Origin of the sequence: Streptomyces angustmyceticus (assembly GCF_040701845.1) — a bacterium.
In the GTDB taxonomy this organism is placed as follows: Bacteria; Actinomycetota; Actinomycetes; order Streptomycetales; family Streptomycetaceae; genus Streptomyces; species Streptomyces angustmyceticus_A.
Genome location: NZ_JBFBHQ010000001.1, coordinates 461937 through 479355, shown reverse-complemented (window position 1 = coordinate 479355; position 17419 = coordinate 461937). Strand labels below are relative to the sequence as shown.

The following is a 17419-nucleotide window of genomic DNA, read 5'->3' as shown; positions in this document are numbered from 1 at the left end:
TGAGCAATCCTGAGGTCATGCACACCGACACCGAGCGTTGTCTGCGCGCCGTGCAGTCCAAGGATGCCCGCTTCGACGGCTGGTTCTACACCGCCGTCCTCACCACCCGGATCTACTGCCGCCCCAGCTGCCCCGTGGTGCCGCCCAAGCCGGAGAACATGCGGTTCTACCCGAGCGCGGCCGCCGCCCAGCAGGCCGGTTTCCGGGCCTGCAAGCGGTGCCGCCCGGACGCCAGCCCCGGCTCTCCCGAGTGGAACGAGCGGGCCGACCTCGTCGCCCGCGCCATGCGGCTGATCGCCGACGGCATCGTCGACCGCGAGGGCGTCCCCGGACTCGCCGCCCGGCTCGGCTACAGCACCCGGCAGACCGAGCGCCAGCTCCTGGCCGAGCTGGGGGCGGGGCCGCTGGCCCTGGCCCGTGCCCAGCGCGCCCAGACCGCCCGGCTCCTGGTGGAGACCACCGCGCTGCCGATGGCCGAGGTCGCCTTCGCCGCCGGCTTCGCCAGCATCCGCACCTTCAACGAGACGGTGCGGGAGGTCTTCGCGCTGTCCCCGACGGAGCTGCGGCAGCGCGCCAAGCCGGGGCCCCGAGCGGCGGCGCCCGGCGCGCTCGCACTGCGGCTCCCCTTCCGGCAGCCGCTGAACCCCGACAACCTCTTCGGGCACCTCGCCGCCACCGCGGTCCCCGGCGTCGAGGAGTGGCGCGACGGCGCCTACCGCCGGACCCTGCGCCTCCCCTACGGGCACGGCATCGTCGCCCTCGCACCGCGCCCCGACCACATCGACTGCCGCCTCTCCCTCACCGATCTGCGCGACCTGGCCGGCGCCATCGCCCGCTGCCGCCGGATGCTCGACCTCGACGCGGACCCGGAAGCGGTCGACGGGCTGCTCCACGACGACCCGCTGCTGGCGCCGCTCGTCGACAAGGCACCGGGGCGACGGGTCCCGCGCACGGTCGACGCCGAGGAGTTCGCGGTCCGCGCCGTCCTGGGCCAGCAGGTGTCCACCGCGGCGGCCCGCACCCACGCCGGACGGCTGGTCCGTGCGCACGGCGAACGGGTCGACGACCCCGGCGGCGGCCTCAGCCACCTCTTCCCGTCCACCGCCACGCTCGCCCACCTCGACCCGGAGTCGCTGGCGATGCCCCGCACCCGGCGGGCCACCCTCACCGGCGTCATCGCCGCCCTCGGCTCCGGGGCGCTGCACCTGGGCGTCGGCAGCGACCGGGACGAGGCCCGCGCCCGGCTCGCGGCACTGCCGGGCATCGGCCCCTGGACCGTCGAATGCGTCGCCATGCGCGCACTCGGCGACCCGGACGCCTTCACCCCGACCGACCTGGGACTGCGCCGCGCGGCCGCCGGCCTCGGCCTGCCGCACACCCCGGCGGCCCTCACCCGGCACTCCGCGCGCTGGCGCCCCTGGCGCGCCTACGCCGTCCAGTACCTCTGGGCGACCGACGACCACCCCATCAACCACCTTCCGACGAACTGAGCCCGCAGCCATGAGTGTGCACATCCCCGCGTCCGACGCGCCCCGCACCCACACCGTCCTGGACGGCACCCCGGTGGGGCCGCTCACCCTGGTCGCCGCCGGCGAGGCCCTCACCGGCCTGTACATGACCGACCAGCGCCACCGCCCGCCCCAGGAGACCTTCGGCGCTCCCGCGGACCCCGGCGAGCCGCCGTTCGCCGCCGCCATCGCCCAGCTCGGGGCCTATTTCCGCGGCGAGTCGACCACCTTCGACCTGCCGCTGGCCCTGCGCGGCACGCCCTTCCAGCGCCGGGTCTGGGCGGCGCTGTGCACCATCCCGTACGGCCGGACCCTCTCGTACGGGCAGCTCGCCGAACGGCTCGGCGTCCCGACGGCGGCCCGCGCGGTCGGTCTGGCCAACGGGCGCAACCCGGTCGGCATCATCGTCCCCTGCCATCGCGTCGTCGGCGCCAACGGCAGCCTCACCGGCTACGGCGGCGGCCTCGACCGCAAGCGCCGGCTGCTCGCTTTCGAGCGGACCCCGGACACCCTGTTCCCCGCGGAGACGGCCGGGTGACGGAGGCCGGCCGGGGACGATCACCGGCGGTACGGCCCAACGGGCTCGCGGCCCCGCCGGACCCCGGCGGCAACGGGCCCCCGGCCGGACCGGTTCACCACGCCGCGACCTCCAGCACCAGCTTCCCGGTGGTCGTCCCCGACTCGATGCGGCGGTGCGCCTCGGCGGCCCGCCCCAGCGGCAGGGACTCGACCCGCACCCGCAGGTCCCCCGCCGCGGCGGCCGCCACCGCCCGGCGCAGGGCCCGGCCCGTCTCCTCGGGAAAGGCCGCGGCGAAGGCGGCCAGGTTGAAGCCGGAGACGGTCTTGTTGGTGAACCACAGGTCGTTGGCCGGGAGACCCACGTCCTCGGCTCCCGAGGCGTTGCCCATCGCCACCAGACGCCCCATCGGCGCCAGCAGATCCAGGCCGGCGCGGCGGGCCGGGCCGCCGACCATGTCGACCACGATGTCGAACGGACCGGCCCCGGCGGCCCGATCGCGCAGGATCACCTCGTCGTACCCGAACTGCCGGGCAGTCTCGATCTTGGCTTCGCTGCCGACGGTGCCGACCACCCGGCCCGCGCCCAGCAGCCGGGCGACCTGGCCGAGCTGGCTTCCCACACCACCGGCCGCCGCATGGACCAGGACGCTCTCCCCGGGGGCGATGCGGGCCACCCGGTCGAGCACGAGAAACGCGGTGGTGCTGTTGGACGGCAGCGCCGCGGCCACGCCCAGCCCGATGCCGAGGCCGTCCAGCGGCGCGACCAGGTCCGCCGAGGTGACCACCACCTCGGCGTAGCCGCCGCTGTCGACGATGGTCAGGGCCGCCACCGGCTGCCCGGCGGTCAGGTGCGTGACTCCCTGGCCCACGGCCCGGATCCGGCCCGCCACTTCGATCCCGGGCACGAACGGGAGCGGCACGTCGACCACCCCGCGCCGGTAGAGGACCTCGGCGAAGTTGGCGCCCGCGTACGCCACGTCGATGGCGACCTGGCCCGGTCCGGGCTCGGGGAGCGGCAGTGCGGCGCTGCCGAGCACCTCGGCGTCGCCGAACTCGGGGATGGTCACGGCGTTCATCTGCGTGCTGTTGTGGTTCATGCCCCCGATCCTGCGGGCATGTCAGCGGCGCGGGCAGTGTCCCCTCATCCTGGGTGTGCCACCACCAGGCTGTGCTGCCGCATCAGCGTCTCCAGCCGCTGCCGGGTGCCGGTCCCGGGCCGCGGGTTGTGCATGATCAGGTGGTGCCCGGGGTGCTGCGGCAGCGGCAGCAGCGTGGCGTCGAAGACCATCGTCCCGGCCTCGGGGTGATCGACCGCCTTCACCGCGCTGGTGTGCTCGGCGACGTCATGACGCGCCCACAGCGCCGCGAACTCCGGGCTGGCGGCGGCCAGTTCGGCGGCGATACGGCCGAACTCCGGATCGTCCGGGTAGCGCGCCGCGTCGGCCCGGAACGCGGCGGCGACCTCGGGCGCGGTCTCCTCCCAGTCCCGGTGCAGCACCCGGTAGCGCGGGTTGGTGAAGAAGGAGACCAGGCAGTTGTGGTCGCTCTCGCGGTAGCCGAACACCACACGCGCCGCGTCGTTGACGGCCGTGAAGTTCCAGTGCCGGTCGCGCACATAGCCGGGCCTCGGCGACCAGGCGTCCAGCAGCCGCCGCACCTCGGGCGAGACCGCCACCGACGGCACGGAGGGCGCCTGCGGCGGGGTGAGCCCGGCCAGCCGGTACAGATGGGAGCGCTCCGCGGCGTCCAGCAGCAGCACCCGGGCGATGGCGTCGAGCACCTGGCCGGACACCGTGATGTCCCGCCCCTGCTCCAGCCACGTGTACCAGGAGGCCCCCACGCCGGCCAGCACCGCGACCTCCTCGCGCCGCAGACCCGGCGTGCGCCGCCGGCCGCCCGCCGGCATCCCGACATCGGCCGGCGAGACCCGGGCGCGGCGGCTGCGCAGGAACTCCCGCAGCTCGGTGCGACGGTCGTCGCGGTACGTGGACGAAGAAGCGCTGGCCATGGCGCCCACCCTAAGACGTCCGCTGCGGTGCGGGGCGGCGACGGCAGTGCCGCGGTGCCGGCGACGTCAGACGATCACGCCCCGGCCCCGACGACGCCGCGCACCTCGTCGACCAATCCCGTCGCGGCCTCCAGCGACTGCTTCAACTCCCCTTCCCCGCACCCGATGCCGCCGAGCAGGGCGGTGGCACGGGCGCCGAAGTCACGCGGTGTCCCCGGCATCGCCGAGGCCGCCGCGAGCGCGCCCTTCTCGTTGAGACACCAGACGCGGTGATGGGCGTGCAGCGCCTGGACGAGGCCGCCGACGGCGCGGGACAGGCACAGCGCCGCATGCAGCACGTCCCGTGCCCGGCAGGACTTGCCCGCCATCGCCACCGAGAACCCCGCGTCCCACACCGCGCCCTCGGTCAGCGCCGTGCGCAGGGCCTCGGGATAGGCGCGGGTCTCCTGCCGGAGGCGGGCCAGCTCCCCGTCGGTGTCGGCCAGCACCCGGCCCAGGGCCGCCTCGCCCGGATAGGCGGGGGACCAGAAGCCGAGGGGGTGCCCGGCCTGTACGCCGATCTCGTAGCGGCCCTCGCGGCAGTCCGCCCACACCCGCCGCACCCGGTCGACGTCCCGCAGGATCCAGTCCACCCGGCTGCCGTCGGGCAGGACGAGCCAGGCCCCGCCGTTGACCCAGGCGCCCCAGGCGCCCGGCCCGTACACCTCGACGGGGCCGCCGGTCACCTCGGCGGCCAGCTCCTCCAGCGCCCCCAGATCCGGCGTGCCCCGGTAGTAGACGCCGAGGTCCCAGTCGGAGTCCGGCCGATGGGTGCCCCGCGCCCGGCTGCCCCCGAGCATCACCCCCACAACTCCCGGCACCTGCGCGACCTTTGCGGCAATGTCGTCCATCCCGCCAGAGTAGGGCGCGCCGGCGGCGGCTTCCGGGCGAGGCGGACCGGGCACCTCAGCCCTCCCCGGCGGCGAAGGGCCCGCCGGGCCCGAAGGCCCGCTCGGCGAAGCGTGCGCCGATGCGGTGGTGGGTGGCGGCGTCCGGGTGGAGCTGGTCGGGCAGCGGCAGTTCGGCGAAGTCCGCCGGGCCGTAGAGCTCGTGGCCGTCGAGGTGGTGCAGGTGCGGGTCCTCGGCCGCCCGCTCGCGCACGATGCGGGCGAGCTCCGCGCGGATGACACCCAGCGTCAGCTTCCCGGCGGCCCGCTCCGCGGGATCCCCCGCCGCCCGGAACTGCAGCTTCCCCGCGGCGAGGTTGCTGAAGTCCGGGGCGCTGGGGCCGGGGGTGTCCTCGTGGATGGGGCAGTGGATCGGCGACACGACCAGCAGCGGCGTGGTCGGGTGCCCCTCGCGGATGGTGTCGAGGAAGCCGTGGACGGCCGGGGTGAAGGCCCGCAGCCGCATCAGGTCGGTGTTGACCAGGTTGATGCCGATCTTGACGCTGACCAGGTCGGCGGGGGTGTCCCGCAGCGCGCGGGCGGTGAACGCGTCGAGCAGGGCACTGCCGCTCAGACCGAGGTTGATCAGTTCCGCGCCGCCGAGGGAGGCGGCCAGGGCGGGCCAGGTCGTGGAGGGGCTCGTGGCGTCCGAGCCGTGGCTGATCGAACTGCCGTGGTGCAGCCAGACCCTGCGGCTCCCCGGCTCCACGGCCTCGACGGGAGCGTCCGTGCGCAGCGCGACCAGCTGGGTGATCTCGTTGTACGGCAGCCAGATCTCGACGTCCTTCACCCGGTCGGGCAGACCGGTGAACCGGACGGTGCCGACCGGGCCGGGCCGGGTTTCCGCGGCCCCGGTGGTCATGTCCACCGTCAGGGTGTTGCCGCCGGTCACACTGCCCCGCCCGGCCAGGAGGCCGTCGACGAGCAGGTCGTACACGCCGTCGGGGCGGGGCGGGGCGCCTTGGTAGGCCATCTTGGTCCGGAGCGTGTCCAGCTCGATGGCGGTGGCCCGGGTACGGAACACCAGCCGTACGCCGGAGGGCTGGGACTCCGCTATCGCGAGTTGCCCGTCGGCGCACTGGGCGCGGGCCCGGGCCGGGAGCCGGTGCGGCAGCACCCCGTGCTCGGTGCGCTCCAGGTCGAGCGCGCCGCGCAGGAGGTCCGCGGTGACGGGGGTGGTGATCCGGTCCGTCGCCCCGGAGGCCGTGGGTGCGGGGGAGGAGCCGGGGGCGGGATCGTGCGAGGGGTTCATGCCCTCAGCCTGTCAACCGGACGCCCGCTCCACACACCATTTTTCCGTCCTGCTCCGACGCACCGTCAGCCCCCGTGCGGGGGCACGCCGTCCTCCAGTTCCGCCGGGCCGCGGCCGTCCGCGAGGGACTTCAGGGCGGCGCCGATGCGCAGGGCCAGGTCGCGGTTGACCAGGGTCTGGGCCTCGTCCCAGTGCACCATGCGCCAGGACAGCAGCTCCTCCTCCTGGACGCGGATCGCGGACAGCTGTGCGGCGTCCAGCACTCCGCCGTCGTAGAGGTACGACACCAGCGGCGGCCGCTCCTTGCCGCGCACCCAGTCGACGGTGAGCAGCGGGCCCGGCTCGACGTCCAGGCCGATCTCCTCCGCGGTCTCCCGCCGGGCGGCCTGCCGGGGCGACTCGCCCTGGTCCGATTCGACCGTGCCGCCCGGCAGGACCCAGGTGTCGCGGTAGTTGGGCTCCACGAGCAGCAGACGGCCCTCCGCGTCGCGGAAGAGGACGGCCGCGCCCGCGAGCACGCGGGGCAGGCCGGCGATGTACGTGGCGTAGTCCATGGTGGTCACGGCGCGAGCCTAGACGGAACGGGCCGGCGGCCGTGCCGGTCGCGCGGATCTTCGCGGTGCACCCGGGGGGCGCTCGGCAGCACCGCCGCCTCGAGTGCCCTGTTCGCCGGGCCCCGCGCCGGATAAGGTCACAGCGGCGCGACTGCCAGTACGGAAGCAAGGGGAAACACGGTGGCGGACGCAGCAAGGACACCGTCGGCACAGGTGCTGATCGCCGCGGACAAATTCAAGGGCTCGCTCACGGCCGTCGAGGTCGCCGAGCACGTCACGGCCGGTCTCCGGCGCGTGGTCCCCGGCCTCGACGTCGCGGCCGTCCCGGTCGCGGACGGCGGCGACGGGACGGTCGCGGCGGCGCTCGCGGCCGGCTTCACCCGCCACGAGGCACGGGTCACCGGCCCGACCGGAGCGCCGGTGACGGCCACCTTCGCGCTGCGCGCCGAGGGTACGGCAGTGGTGGAGATGGCGGAGGCCTCCGGGCTCCAGCACCTCCCGGCGGGCGTCTTCGCGCCCCTGACGGCGACCACGTACGGCACCGGCGAGCTGCTGCGCGCGGCGCTCGACGCGGGCGCGACCTCGATCGTCTTCGGCGTCGGCGGCAGCGCCACGACCGACGGCGGCGCGGGCATGCTCGCGGCGCTGGGCGCCCGGTTCCTGGACGCGGACGGCGAGCCGGTCGCCCCCGGCGGCGGCCCGCTGCGCGACCTGGCCACGGCCGACCTGTCGATGTTGGACCCCCGGCTGGCGACGACGGAGATCGTGCTCGCCAGCGACGTCGACAACCCGCTCACGGGCCCCAAGGGAGCCCCGGCGGTCTACGGCCCGCAGAAGGGCGCGAGCGAGGAGGACGTGGCCGCGCTGGACGCCGCGCTGGCGCACTACGCCGAGGTGCTGGGGCGCGCCGTGGGCCCGAAGGCCGCGGAGGCCGCCTCGGCGCCGGGCGCGGGCGCCGCGGGCGGGATCGGCTACGGCGCGCTGGTCGGCCTGGACGCGACGTTCCGGCCGGGCATCGACGTGATGCTCGACGTCCTGGGCTTCGCCCCGGCGCTGGCGAAGGCCACCTTCGTCATCACCGGTGAGGGCTCGCTCGACACCCAGACGCTGCACGGCAAGGCACCGGCCGGGGTCGCCGCCGCGGCCCGGGCGGCCGGCCTGGACGTGGTGGCGGTCTGCGGCCGCCTCCAGCTGCCACAGGAGGCGCTCTCCGCGGCCGGCATCCGGCGGGCCTATGCCCTGACGGATCTGGAGCCCGACCCGGCCCGCTGCATGGCGGAGGCGGGCCCGCTGCTGGAGCGGGCGGCGGCGCAGCTGGCGCGGGACTTCCTGGTCTGAGGCGCGGTGCGGCCCGCCCGCGGGCCGCACGCACCGCACGACGCCGCGGGCCCCGGGCGAAGGAATTCGCTCGGGGCCCGCGGCGTCGTGGTTCTTGCTAGGGGAGCTGTGCGGCGCGGGACTCGGCCCGCGACTCACGGCGGTTGTCGCGGAAGGTGTTGACCCTCCGGGCCGTCGCGAACAGCGGGATCATCGCGCCCATGACCACCTGAAGGGCACAGCCGGTCTGCAGCAGCAGCTGGCCGCCGGGGGCGTCCAGCGCCCAGGCCGCGAGCATGCCCATGCTGAGCACGATCCAGCTGAGCATCGCCACCGCGAGCCGGCCCCGCGGCTTGGGGTACTCGACCCGGCTCACCATCAGCCAGGCCACCCCGACGATCGCCAGCAGCGTCGGCACGAACGGCAGCTCCAGCAGCACGATGGCGACGACGGTCAGGGCGCCGAAGGGGCTCGGCATGCCCTGGAAGATGCCGTCACGCAGGGTGACGCAGGAGAACCGCGCAAGCCGGAGCACCACCGCCAACAGCACCACGACCGCGGCCACCACCGACACCCGCTGGTGCGCGTCCTGGGCGACCATGCCCCAGGTCACGACGAAGTACGCGGGCGCCAGGCCGAAGCTGATCAGGTCGGAGAGGTTGTCGAGCTCGGCCCCCATCGCCGAGGCCCGCAGCTTGCGCGCCACCAGCCCGTCGAAGAGGTCGAAGACCGACGCGAGCAGCATCAGGATCACGGCCATCGCCGCACTGTGCCGGGCCATACCGCCGTCGTCGGTGCCCGTCAGATGCGGGATGAGGACCCCGGTGGTGGTGAAGTACACGGCCATGAAGCCGCAGATCGCGTTGCCGAGGGTGAGGGTGTCCGCTATTGACAGCCGCGTGGACAGCGGCATGTCGTCCTCGTCCTCGTCGGTCTCGGGCGCCCAGCCCGCCTGTGTCTCGGGATCAATCACGGTCAAGGCGTGTCACCCCCGCGGTGGTGGCCTGGCCGACCTCGACCGCGGCCTCGACGCCTTCCGGGAGGTAGACGTCGACGCGCGAGCCGAAGCGGATCAGCCCGATCCGCTCGCCCTGCTCGACCTTGGTGCCCTGGGGCACGTAGGGGACGATGCGGCGGGCCACCGCGCCGGCGATCTGCACCATCTCGATGTCGCCGAGCTCGGTGTCGAAGTGCCAGACCACCCGCTCGTTGTTCTCGCTCTCCTTGTTGAACGCCGGGACGAACCCGCCGGGGATGTGCTCCACGGACGTCACCGTGCCGGCCAGCGGCGCGCGGTTGACGTGGACGTTCAGCGGGCTCATGAAGATCGCGACGCGGGTGCGCCCGTCCTTCCACGGCATGATGCTCTGCACCACGCCGTCGGCCGGGGAGATGACACGGCCCTGAGCGATCTCCCGCTCCGGGTCGCGGAAGAACCACAGCATGCCCGCCGCCAGAGCGGTGGTGGGCACGGCAACGGCGGCCCAGCGTCCGGACCGGCGGGACCGGGCGAGGCTGACCGCTGCCGTGGCAACGGTCGGCAGGAGCCACGGCGACGCTCCGCGCGCGAGGCGGACGCTACCGCGTTGTGCAGAGGATTGGCTGTGGGGCATGGATGACCTTCGTAGCGGAGGATGCCGCGTATGGATACGGGGGACGGCGGCTTTCCGGGGATGCTATCGGTTACAAGCGGCAACTGGCCAAGAGCCAGAGCCAATCCGTGGCCGAAGAACGATGACGGGGTGTGATCTTCGTCTAGGCCAAAGCAGCCCAAACGGGACGTTCACCCCTGGATCCGGTACTCCTCGAGTAGCCGTCGCCCAATGATCATTTTCTGGATCTCGGCGGTTCCTTCGCCGATCAGGAGCATCGGGGCCTCGCGGTAGAGCCGCTCGATCTCGTACTCCTTGGAGAAGCCGTAACCGCCGTGGATGCGGAAAGCGTCTTCCACTACCTCCTTGCAGTACTCGGAGGCCAGGTACTTCGCCATGCCCGCCTCGAGGTCGTTTCGCTGGCCCGAGTCCTTTTTGCGAGCGGCATTAACCATCATCGCATGCGCCGCTTCGACCTTTGTCGCCATTTCCGCCAGTTTGAACTGGATGGCCTGGTGCTGGGCGATCGGCTTGCCGAAGGTGTGTCGCTGCTGCGCGTACGAAACACCCAGTTCGAAGGCGCGCTGGGCGACGCCGCAGCCGCGGGCGGCCACATTCACCCGGCCGACCTCGACGCCGTCCATCATGTGATAGAAGCCACGTCCGGTCTCGCCGCCGAGCACCCGATCGGCCGGGATCCGCAGCCCGTCCATGATCAGTTCGGTGGTGTCGACGCCCTTGTAGCCCATCTTGTCGATCTTGCCCGGAATGGTCAGCCCGGGGCGCACCTCGCCGAAGCCGGCCTCCTTCTCCACGAGGAAGGTCGTCATCGACTTGTGCGGCGCGGTGCCCTCCGGGTGGCCCTCGTCCGTGCGGCACAGCACCGCGACGAGCGTGGACGAACCACCGTTGGTGAGCCACATCTTCTGGCCGTTGAGGACGTAATCGTCGCCGTCGCGGACGCCCTTGGAGGAAATGGCCGAAACGTCCGAGCCCAGCGCCGGCTCCGACATCGAGAAGGCGCCCCGGATCTCGCCGGCCGCCATCTTCGGCAGGAAGTAGTCCTTCTGCTCCTGCGTGCCGTGCTGCTTGAGCATGTACGCCACGATGAAGTGGGTGTTGATGATGCCCGAGACGCTCATCCAGCCGCGGGCGATCTCCTCGACGGTCAGCGCGTAGGTGAGCAGGGACTCGCCCAGCCCGCCGTACTCCTCGGGAATCATCAGGCCGAACACGCCGAGTTCCTTCAGGCCCTCGACGATCTGCGACGGGTACTCGTCGCGGTGCTCCAGTTCCGTGGCGACCGGAATGATCTCCTTGTCCACGAAGTCGCGGACGGTGGAGAGGATTTCCTGCTGGATGTCGGTCAGGCCCTCGGTCTGCGCGAGACGGGTCATGGCTACTTCTCCTTCTTGGCCGGCGGGGCCTGCAGCTCCGGGCGGCCGGGCTGCTCGCCGCCGCGCTCCTTGATGTAGGTGGCCGTGGGGACCATGACCTTGCGCCGGAAGACGCAGACCAGGGTGCCGTCCTGCTTGTAGCCCTTGGTCTCCACGTGCACGATGCCGCGGTCCGTCTTGGAGCGGGAGGGCGTCTTGTCGAGCACGGTCGTCTCGCCGTAGATCGTGTCGCCGTGGAAGGTGGGCGCCACGTGCTTCAGCGACTCGATCTCCAGGTTGGCGATGGCCTTTCCGGAGACGTCGGGCACCGACATGCCCAGCAGCAGCGAGTAGATGTAGTTGCCGACGACGACGTTCTTGCCGAAATCGGTGGTCCGCTCCGCGTAGTTGCTGTCCATGTGCAGCGGGTGGTGGTTCATCGTGAGCAGGCAGAAGAGGTGGTCGTCGTATTCGGTGACGGTCTTCCCGGGCCAGTGCTTGTACACATCGCCGACGGTGAACTCTTCGTAGGTACGGCCGAACTGCATGGTGCTTATGCCTCCGGGGCCTCGAACTTGGAACTGCGGGTCATGCCGGCGGCCCGGCCCTTGCCGGCGATGACCAGCGCCATCTTCCGGCTCGCCTCGTCGATCATCTCGTCGCCGAGCATCGCGGAGCCCTTGGCCCCGCCCGCCTCCGAGGTGTGGTACTCGTAGGCGTCCAGGATCAGCTCGGCGTGGTCGTAGTCCTCCTGGGAAGGGGAGAACACCTCGTTGGCGGCCTCGACCTGACCCGGGTGCAGCACCCACTTGCCGTCGAAGCCGAGGGCGGCGGCGCGGCCGGCGACCTCGCGATAGCCGTCAACATTCTTGATCTGAAGGTACGGGCCGTCGATAGCCTGCAGATCGTAGGTACGTGCTGCCATCAGAATGCGCATCAGAATGTAGTGATAGGCATCCGCCCCATAGCCGGGCGGCTGCTCGCCGACCACCAGGGACTTCATGTTGATGGAGGCCATGAAGTCGGCCGGGCCGAAGATGATGGTCTCCAGGCGCGGCGAGGCGCCGGCGATCGCGTCGACGTTCACCAGGCCCTTGGCGTTCTCGATCTGGGCCTCGATGCCGATCCGGCCGGCCTCGAAGCCCATGGTCTTCTCGATCTGCGTCAGCAGCAGGTCCAGCGCCACGATCTGCTGGGCGTCCTGGACCTTCGGCAGCATGATGCAGTCGAGGTTCTGCCCCGCGCCCTCGACGACCGTGATGACGTCCCGGTACGTCCAGTGCGTCGTCCAGTCGTTGACCCGTACGACCCGGGTCTTGCCCGTCCAATCGCCCTCGTTCAGCGCCTCGACGATGTGGTGGCGGGCGCCCTCCTTGGCGAGCGGCGCGCAGGCGTCCTCCAGGTCCAGGAAGACCTGGTCGGCCGGGAGGCCCTGGGCCTTCTCCAGGAAGCGCGGGTTGCTGCCCGGGACCGCGAGACAGGAGCGGCGCGGGCGCAGCCGGGACACCGGGGGTGCGGCCTGGGTCATGCGGGGACCTCCAGGGGGTCGAGCTGGTTCGCTTTCCGGATCTCGTCGACGATACGGCCGATGATCTCCGTAATACCGAAGTCCTTGGGGGTGAACACGGCCGCCACTCCGGCTTCCCTGAGCGCCGCCGCATCGGCGGAGGGAATGATGCCGCCGACGATGACCGGTATGGGAGGCCCGCCCGGCCCGGGAGTGGTGTCGACGCCGGTGCGCCGCAGACGGGCCAGGACGTCCGGGACCAGCTCGGCGTGCGAGCCGGACAGGATCGACAGGCCCACGCAGTGCACGTCCTCGGCGACCGCGGCCGAGACGATCTGCTCCGGGGTCAGCCGGATGCCCTGGTAGATCACCTCGAAGCCGGCGTCCCTGGCCCGTACGGCGATCTGCTCGGCACCGTTGCTGTGGCCGTCCAGGCCGGGCTTGCCGACCAGCAGGCGCAGCTTTCCGCTGCCGAGTTCGGCCGCGGTCTTGGCGACCTTCTCGCGGACCGCTGCGAGCGGGCTGCCCTCCTCGGCGGCGACCGCCAGGGGAGCGCTGGAGACGCCCGTGGGGGCCCGGAACTCGCCGAAGACGTCCCGCAGCGCCCAGGCCCACTCGCCGGTCGTCACGCCGGCGCGTGCGCACTCCAGGGTGGCCGCGAAGAGGTTGCCGTCACCGGCCGCGGTCTTCTTCAGCGCCGACAGCGCGTCCTGCGCCCGGACCTCGTCGCGGTTGTCCCGCCACTCGTGCAGGGCCTGCACCACCCGCGCCTCGTTGGCCGGGTCGACGGTCATGATCGCGGTGTCGAGGTCGGCGGTGAGCGGGTTGGGCTCGGTGCCCTCGAAGCAGTTGACGCCGACGATCTTCTCCTCGCCGGCCTCGATCCGGGCCCGCCGCTCGGCGTGCGCGGTGACCAGCTGCGACTTGAGGTAGCCGGACTCCACCGCGGCCATCGCGCCGCCCATCTCCTGGATCCGCTCGATCTCGGCGAGGCAGTCGGTGACCAGCGCGTCCACCTTCGCCTCGATGACGTGCGAGCCGGCGAAGATGTCCTCGTACTCCAGCAGATCGCTCTCGTGGGCGAGGACCTGCTGGATGCGCAGCGACCACTGCTGGTCCCAGGGCCGCGGAAGCCCCAGCGCCTCGTTCCAGGCGGGGAGCTGCACGGCGCGGGCGCGGGCGTCCTTGGAGAGCGTGACGGCCAGCATCTCCAGGACGATCCGCTGGACGTTGTTCTCCGGCTGCGCCTCGGTCAGGCCGAGCGAGTTGACCTGGACGCCGTAGCGGAAGCGGCGCTGCTTCTCGTTCTGGATGCCGTAGCGCTCGCGGGTGATCTTGTCCCAGATGCGGCCGAAGGCGCGCATCTTGCACATCTCCTCGACGAAGCGGACGCCGGCGTTCACGAAGAACGAGATGCGGGCCACGACATCACCGAACTTCTCCGGCGGCACCTGCCCGGAGTCCCGTACCGCGTCCAGCACCGCGATGGCGGTGGACATGGCGTAGGCGATCTCCTGGACCGGAGTGGCCCCCGCCTCCTGCAGGTGGTAGCTGCAGATGTTGATCGGGTTCCACTTGGGGATGTGCGCCACCGTGTACGTGATCATGTCGGTGGTCAGCCGCAGCGAGGGTCCCGGCGGGAAGACGTGCGTCCCGCGCGAGAGGTACTCCTTGACGATGTCGTTCTGCGTCGTCCCCGACAGCTTGGAGATGTCGGCGCCCTGCTCCTCGGCGACCACCTCGTACAGCGCCAGCAGCCACATGGCCGTCGCGTTGATGGTCATCGAGGTGTTCATCTGGTCCAGGGGTATGTCCTGGAACAGCCGTCGCATGTCGCCGAGGTGGGACACCGGGACCCCGACCCGGCCGACCTCGCCGCGGGCGAGGATGTGGTCGGGGTCGTAACCGGTCTGCGTCGGGAGGTCGAACGCGACCGACAGGCCGGTCTGGCCCTTGGCGAGGTTGCGACGGTACAGCTCGTTGGACGCCTCGGCGGTGGAGTGGCCGGCGTACGTCCGCATCAGCCACGGACGATCCTTCTGACGCTCAGTCATATCAGGCCCGAATCTTCCTGGTCCGGAGTCCGAGTTGCCTCAGACGTTCCGGAAGCGGTTGATGGCGTCGAGGTGCTCGGCGCGCATTTCTTCGTCGCGCACGCCCATTCCCTCCTCGGGGGCCAGTGCCAGCACGCCGACCTTGCCCTGGTGGAGGTTGCGGTGCACGTCGTACGCCGCCTGTCCGGTCTCCTCGAGGGTGTACGTCTTCGACAGCGTCGGGTGGATCTTGCCCTTGGCGATCAGGCGGTTGGCCTCCCACGCCTCGCGGTAGTTGGCGAAGTGCGAGCCGATGATCCGCTTCAGCGACATCCACAGGTAGCGGTTGTCGTACTCGTGCATGTAGCCCGAGGTCGAGGCGCAGGTGGTGATGGTGCCGCCCTTGCGGGTGACGTAGACGCTCGCGCCGAAGGTCTCGCGGCCCGGGTGCTCGAAGACGATGTCGATGTCCTCGCCGCCGGTGAATTCGCGGATGCGCTTGCCGAAGCGCTTCCACTCCTTCGGGTCCTGGGTGCGCTCGTCCTTCCAGAACTTGTAGCCCTCGGCGTTGCGGTCGATGATCGCCTCGGCGCCCATCTTCCGGCAGATCTCCGCCTTCTGGTCGGAGGAGACCACGCAGATCGGGTTGGCGCCGCCGGCCAGCGCGAACTGGGTGGCGTAGCTGCCGAGTCCGCCGCTGGCGCCCCAGATCAGGACGTTGTCGCCCTGCTTCATCGCCGCGCCGTTGCGCGAGACGAGCTGGCGGTAGGCGGTGGAGTTGACCAGGCCGGGTGCCGCCGCCTCCTCCCAGCTCAGGTGCTGGGGCTTGGGCATCAGCTGGTTGGACTTGACCAGCGCGATCTCGGCCAGGCCGCCGAAGTTGGTCTCGAAGCCCCAGATCCGCTGCTCGGGGTCGAGCATCGTGTCGTTGTGGCCGTCGGAGGACTCCAGCTCGACGGACAGGCAGTGCGCGACGACCTCGTCGCCGGGGCCCCAGGAGTTGACACCGGGCCCGGTGCGCAGGACCACGCCGGCCAGGTCGGAGCCGATCACGTGGTAGGGGAGGTCGTGGCGCTTGGCGAGGGGGGAGAGCTTGCCGTAGCGCTCCAGGAACCCGAACGTCGACATCGGCTCGAAGATCGAGGTCCACACGGAGTTGTAGTTCACGGAGGAGGCCATCACGGCCACCAGCGCCTCGCCCGGTCCCAGCTCGGGCACCGGCACGTCCTCGACGTGCAGCGACTTGCGGGGGTCCTTCTCCTTGCTCTCCAGACCGGCGAACATCTCGGCCTCGTCCTTGTGCACGGTCACCGCGCGGTAGGACTCGGGGATGGTCAGGCCGGCGAAGTCGGCGCTGGTGGTGTCAGGCGCAAGGATTGCGTCCAGGATTTCGTTCACGGGGGTGCCTCCGGCGGTTGGGGCCTCCCCGGCCCGACCGGAACGGCGGGCTCGGGGAACCGTTGAGGGAAACGGCTTGGGGAACGTCGGGGGTGGTGCAGAGGTGGTGCCGTCGGTTCGGCCGGGGCGGCGCCGCTTCCGTCGCCTCTGCGGGGGTCGCAGAGCCGTCGGCCGCGAAGCCTGGCAGCGCTGGTGAGCGCGATGCCCAGCGGTAGCTGGGAATTGCCTGTGACGCAGGCATCCGGGCGGACAGCCGCGTACGGCTGGTGGGACAGCCGGCGCACGTTGGTTCTCAGCACGCCGGCCGCCCGGACACCTTCAACGTATGACACCGCGTGCCAGGCGACAAGACACTGAGTGCCAAGAATTTCTCTCAGATGTCATCCGGGCGGCACGCATGAGCAAAAGAGGGCCGATGGGAGGCCTGGAGATGACCCAGAGAAAGGGTGTATGCGCGCAGCGTGCGCAGGGACGGCGTTACGCCATCCGTGTCGCGGCCCGGTCCGCCCAAGGGCGCCGGGCCGCGCTCGTCTCCGCTTTCGGACGGAGGGCCGTTACTTGCGTTCCTTGATGGCCTTGCGGATGGTGCGCATGACCTCGTCCAGCGGGGCGTCCGTGCGGGCCACCGCGACCAGCACCTCGCCCTCCCGCGAGACGGCCGCCGGGGGGTTCTCCCCGCTGCCGGTGCGGCCCGCGCCGATGCCGGCGCCGAAGGTCTCCCGGACGATCTCGAAGGCGTGGTCGAGCTGCGCCTCGACATCGCCCTGGGCGTCGGCCCGCAGCCAGCGCCGCAGCACATGGTTGTGCGCGGTGACCACGGCGGACGCCGCGACCTCGGCGAGCAGCGGATCGTCGTCGCCCTCGCGGTGCGCCCCCTCGTCGAAGTGGCCCAGGAGATAGCGGGTGAACAGCCGCTCGTAGCGGGCCACCGAGGCGATCTCGGCCTCCCGCAGGGTGGGGACCTCACGGGTCAGGCGGTAGCGGGCCACCGACACGGCCGGGGAGGCCGCGTACATCCGCATGACCTCCTTGATCCCGCGGCAGACCGTGTCCAGCGGGTTCTCGTGCGGCGGAGCGGCGTCCAGGACGGCCTCCGCGCGGACGAGGGTGTCGTCGTGGTCGGGGAAGATCGCCTCTTCCTTGGAGCGGAAGTGGCGGAAGAACGTCCGCCGGGCGACGCCCGCCGCGGCCGCGATCTCGTCGACCGTCGTCGCCTCGTAGCCCTTGGTCGCGAACAGTTCCATCGCCGCCGCCGACAATTCGCGGCGCATTTTGAGCCGTTGCGCGGCCGCCCGGCGGGTGCCGGGAGTGACGGTGTCGGAGGTGTCGGAGGGTTGCGTGCGAGCGGGCTGGGACATGTGGGGACGGTACTGCATATTTACGCGACCTGCGGCATGAGGTGCAGCCCTCGTCCCCGTGAGCGGGGGTG

At 71.8% G+C, this 17419-nt stretch carries 16 protein-coding genes; 3 read left to right on the top strand and 13 right to left on the bottom strand.

All coding sequences use genetic code 11. The features are described from left to right. The first annotated feature begins 17 nt into the window (after nucleotides 1–17). Both AB0411_RS02045 and AB0411_RS02040 read left to right on the top strand, forming a co-directional pair. Nucleotides 18–1490, top strand: coding sequence for an AlkA N-terminal domain-containing protein (locus AB0411_RS02045; RefSeq protein ID WP_366415229.1), 1473 nt, complete (start codon nucleotides 18–20; stop codon nucleotides 1488–1490). A gap of 10 nt (nucleotides 1491–1500) precedes the next feature. Further along, nucleotides 1501–2046, top strand: a complete 546-nt coding sequence (locus AB0411_RS02040) for a methylated-DNA--[protein]-cysteine S-methyltransferase (RefSeq protein ID WP_366415228.1) — start codon at nucleotides 1501–1503, stop codon at nucleotides 2044–2046. A 94-nt stretch (nucleotides 2047–2140) separates the two neighbouring features. On the opposite strand, the gene AB0411_RS02035 is transcribed toward AB0411_RS02040, so the two are convergent. The 5 genes from AB0411_RS02035 to AB0411_RS02015 all read right to left on the bottom strand — a co-directional run bounded on the left by AB0411_RS02035 (nucleotide 2141) and on the right by AB0411_RS02015 (nucleotide 6767). Next, complete coding sequence (locus tag AB0411_RS02035; protein ID WP_366415227.1) at nucleotides 2141–3124, bottom strand: quinone oxidoreductase family protein; 984 nt, start codon at nucleotides 3122–3124, stop codon at nucleotides 2141–2143. A 44-nt stretch (nucleotides 3125–3168) separates the two neighbouring features. Further along, nucleotides 3169–4035 carry a helix-turn-helix transcriptional regulator gene (locus AB0411_RS02030; RefSeq protein ID WP_366415226.1) on the bottom strand — a complete coding sequence of 289 codons (867 nt, stop codon included), beginning with the start codon at nucleotides 4033–4035 and terminating at the stop codon, nucleotides 3169–3171. 74 nt (nucleotides 4036–4109) lie between these two features. Continuing rightward, the gene (locus AB0411_RS02025; protein ID WP_366415225.1) at nucleotides 4110–4925 is read right to left on the bottom strand and encodes a nucleotidyltransferase domain-containing protein; all 816 of its coding nucleotides are present in this window, start codon (nucleotides 4923–4925) and stop codon (nucleotides 4110–4112) included. Nucleotides 4926–4980: 55 nt separating this feature from the next. Continuing rightward, nucleotides 4981–6213, bottom strand: a complete 1233-nt coding sequence (locus AB0411_RS02020) for a GDSL-type esterase/lipase family protein (protein ID WP_366415224.1) — start codon at nucleotides 6211–6213, stop codon at nucleotides 4981–4983. Between the two features lie 65 nt (nucleotides 6214–6278). Continuing rightward, nucleotides 6279–6767, bottom strand: coding sequence for an NUDIX hydrolase (locus tag AB0411_RS02015; protein WP_366415621.1), 489 nt, complete (start codon nucleotides 6765–6767; stop codon nucleotides 6279–6281). A 213-nt stretch (nucleotides 6768–6980) separates the two neighbouring features. Here AB0411_RS02015 and AB0411_RS02010 point away from each other — a divergent pair, with 213 nt between their 5' ends. Then, entirely contained in the window at nucleotides 6981–8105 is a 1125-nt protein-coding gene (locus tag AB0411_RS02010; RefSeq protein WP_366415620.1) for a glycerate kinase, read from the top strand. Nucleotides 8106–8202: 97 nt separating this feature from the next. Here the strand turns inward: AB0411_RS02010 and pssA are convergent, their stop codons facing one another. The 8 genes from pssA to AB0411_RS01970 form a co-directional block, all read right to left on the bottom strand. After that, nucleotides 8203–9063, bottom strand: coding sequence for a CDP-diacylglycerol--serine O-phosphatidyltransferase (gene pssA / locus AB0411_RS02005; protein ID WP_174886845.1), 861 nt, complete (start codon nucleotides 9061–9063; stop codon nucleotides 8203–8205). Further along, nucleotides 9050–9697 carry a phosphatidylserine decarboxylase gene (locus tag AB0411_RS02000; RefSeq protein ID WP_088800933.1) on the bottom strand — a complete coding sequence of 216 codons (648 nt, stop codon included), beginning with the start codon at nucleotides 9695–9697 and terminating at the stop codon, nucleotides 9050–9052. The genes pssA and AB0411_RS02000 overlap by 14 nt, the downstream gene beginning before the upstream one ends. A 170-nt stretch (nucleotides 9698–9867) precedes the next feature. Further along, entirely contained in the window at nucleotides 9868–11073 is a 1206-nt protein-coding gene (locus AB0411_RS01995; RefSeq protein ID WP_366415223.1) for an acyl-CoA dehydrogenase family protein, read from the bottom strand. A 2-nt stretch (nucleotides 11074–11075) separates the two neighbouring features. Beyond that, nucleotides 11076–11600, bottom strand: a complete 525-nt coding sequence (locus tag AB0411_RS01990; RefSeq protein ID WP_086716539.1) for a MaoC family dehydratase — start codon at nucleotides 11598–11600, stop codon at nucleotides 11076–11078. Nucleotides 11601–11605: 5 nt separating this feature from the next. Continuing rightward, complete coding sequence (locus AB0411_RS01985) at nucleotides 11606–12580, bottom strand: HpcH/HpaI aldolase/citrate lyase family protein (protein ID WP_366415222.1); 975 nt, start codon at nucleotides 12578–12580, stop codon at nucleotides 11606–11608. Further along, nucleotides 12577–14613 carry a methylmalonyl-CoA mutase family protein gene (locus tag AB0411_RS01980; RefSeq protein WP_366415221.1) on the bottom strand — a complete coding sequence of 679 codons (2037 nt, stop codon included), beginning with the start codon at nucleotides 14611–14613 and terminating at the stop codon, nucleotides 12577–12579. The genes AB0411_RS01985 and AB0411_RS01980 overlap by 4 nt, the downstream gene beginning before the upstream one ends. 39 nt (nucleotides 14614–14652) lie before the next feature. Next, nucleotides 14653–15990, bottom strand: a complete 1338-nt coding sequence (gene ccrA / locus AB0411_RS01975; RefSeq protein WP_366415220.1) for a crotonyl-CoA carboxylase/reductase — start codon at nucleotides 15988–15990, stop codon at nucleotides 14653–14655. Between the two features lie 554 nt (nucleotides 15991–16544). Next, nucleotides 16545–17348 carry a TetR family transcriptional regulator gene (locus AB0411_RS01970; protein ID WP_366415219.1) on the bottom strand — a complete coding sequence of 268 codons (804 nt, stop codon included), beginning with the start codon at nucleotides 17346–17348 and terminating at the stop codon, nucleotides 16545–16547. Between the last annotated feature and the right edge of the window lie 71 nt (nucleotides 17349–17419).